Source organism: Microcystis sp. LE18-22.4A (genome assembly GCF_027531105.1).
Taxonomy (GTDB): domain Bacteria; phylum Cyanobacteriota; class Cyanobacteriia; order Cyanobacteriales; family Microcystaceae; genus Microcystis; species Microcystis aeruginosa.
Window position 1 is genome coordinate 1 of sequence record NZ_JAPZRB010000524.1, and the last position, 1478, is coordinate 1478.

The 1478-nt window shown below is 38.6% G+C and carries 1 protein-coding gene; it reads right to left on the reverse strand.

What is annotated here, in order from left to right; translation table 11 throughout:
- Positions 1 to 202 precede the first annotated feature (202 nt).
- A complete protein-coding gene (locus tag O9295_RS22295; protein ID WP_002798130.1) occupies positions 203 to 1411 on the reverse strand; it encodes an RNA-guided endonuclease InsQ/TnpB family protein in 1209 nt (402 codons plus the stop codon).
- Positions 1412 to 1478 lie beyond the last annotated feature (67 nt).

Consider the following 1478-nt stretch of genomic DNA (forward strand, 5'->3'; position numbering starts at 1 on the left):
GACTTTCAAAAACCTTGCATTATCCTTCTTGTAGTACATCGCTTGGTACAAAAAACAAGGGCAACAAAGCCTGAAACGACTGGCTACTGACTCCTGACTCCTGACTCCTACCCCCAGGAAAAACTTTTTCAGCAGACCCTAGGTATTAGCAGTAGGACACAACATTGACACTCCCATCGCGCTTAAGCGAGGGATTCTTGGTTCACTGAGTTTCCTTAATCTGGCAGGACGTATCCAACCAAACCAGAGGGAATCTCTCCCCAAGCGTATTAGTTTCCGTGTGTCCCACGGTACTTAGTCCCTTTTTGAGAATATTGATAGCGGCGTTAATATCTCTATCTTCTACATAGCCACAGTCAGGACAAATATGGGTTCTTGTAGATAGAGATTTAGGGACTTTTTGACCACAATTAGAGCAATTTTGACTCGTGTTATGGGGGGCTACTGCTACTGTAGCCTTACCATATTTAAAACCAAAATATTCTAACCATTGTCGGAAAGTTGACCAAGCCACATCATTGATAGATTTAGCTAGTCTAGAGTTTTTTACCATGCCTTGAATATTTAAGTTTTCGTAAGCGATGAAATCGTTAGATTTAATGACGCGCAATGCCTCTTTTTCGACAAAGCCTTTACGTTGCCTACTTACTCTTAAATGCTTTCTAGCATATCTCTTTCTAGCTTTTTGGTAGTTGTTTGATTGGGGTTGACCTTTTCTAAACTTTTTAGATTTCTTCCGATTCAGTCGGTTTAATCTTTTTTCTGCTTGGCGATAGTATTGCGGTATTTCTACTGTTTCCCCATCACTATTAGCGTAGAAAACTTTTAAACCTACATCCAATCCCACACATCTTTTTGTTGGTTCTAGGGGTTTAGCATATTCCCGAATATCAACGCTAAGACAGAATTGGACATAATAACCATCTGCTCGTTTAACAATCCTAACTCGTTTAATTTGGTCAATAGGGTAAAAGTTTAAGTCTCTGGTTCCTTTTAGTTTAACCGTGCCAATGTTTTTCTTATCTGTGAAAGTGATTTTCTTTCTATCCTCCGATAATTTCCATCCGGAGTTTTTATATTCCACAGAACGATTATTTTTCTGAAACTTGGGATAACCCTTTTTACCTTTAACCTTTTTCTTACAATTGTCATAGAAACGAGCAATAGCTGACCAAGCTCGTTCGGCCGATGCTTGTCTAGCAGTAGAATTTAGAGTATCGACAAACTTGAACTGTTTAGCGAGAACTGCACAATATTTATTGAGAGAATATTTATCGATTTTGTCTTCTCTCTTGGCATCCATCCAAAGCCTTAAAGCCTTATTACGGATGAATTGTACTGTACGAATAGCTTCATCAATGGCAGAACACTGACTTGGTTTAACCACGGCTTTCATTTCTAAGACAATCATTGTTTATCGACCTCAAACAACTTATTTTAAGTTAACCTGTAGAGCATCGGATTGTCAAGATTTTAGT

Bases quoted from the DNA above. Each gene is read 5' to 3' on its own strand.
- O9295_RS22295 (WP_002798130.1), bottom strand. From the start codon at position 1,411: ATGATTGTCTTAGAAATGAAAGCCGTGGTTAAACCAAGTCAGTGTTCT.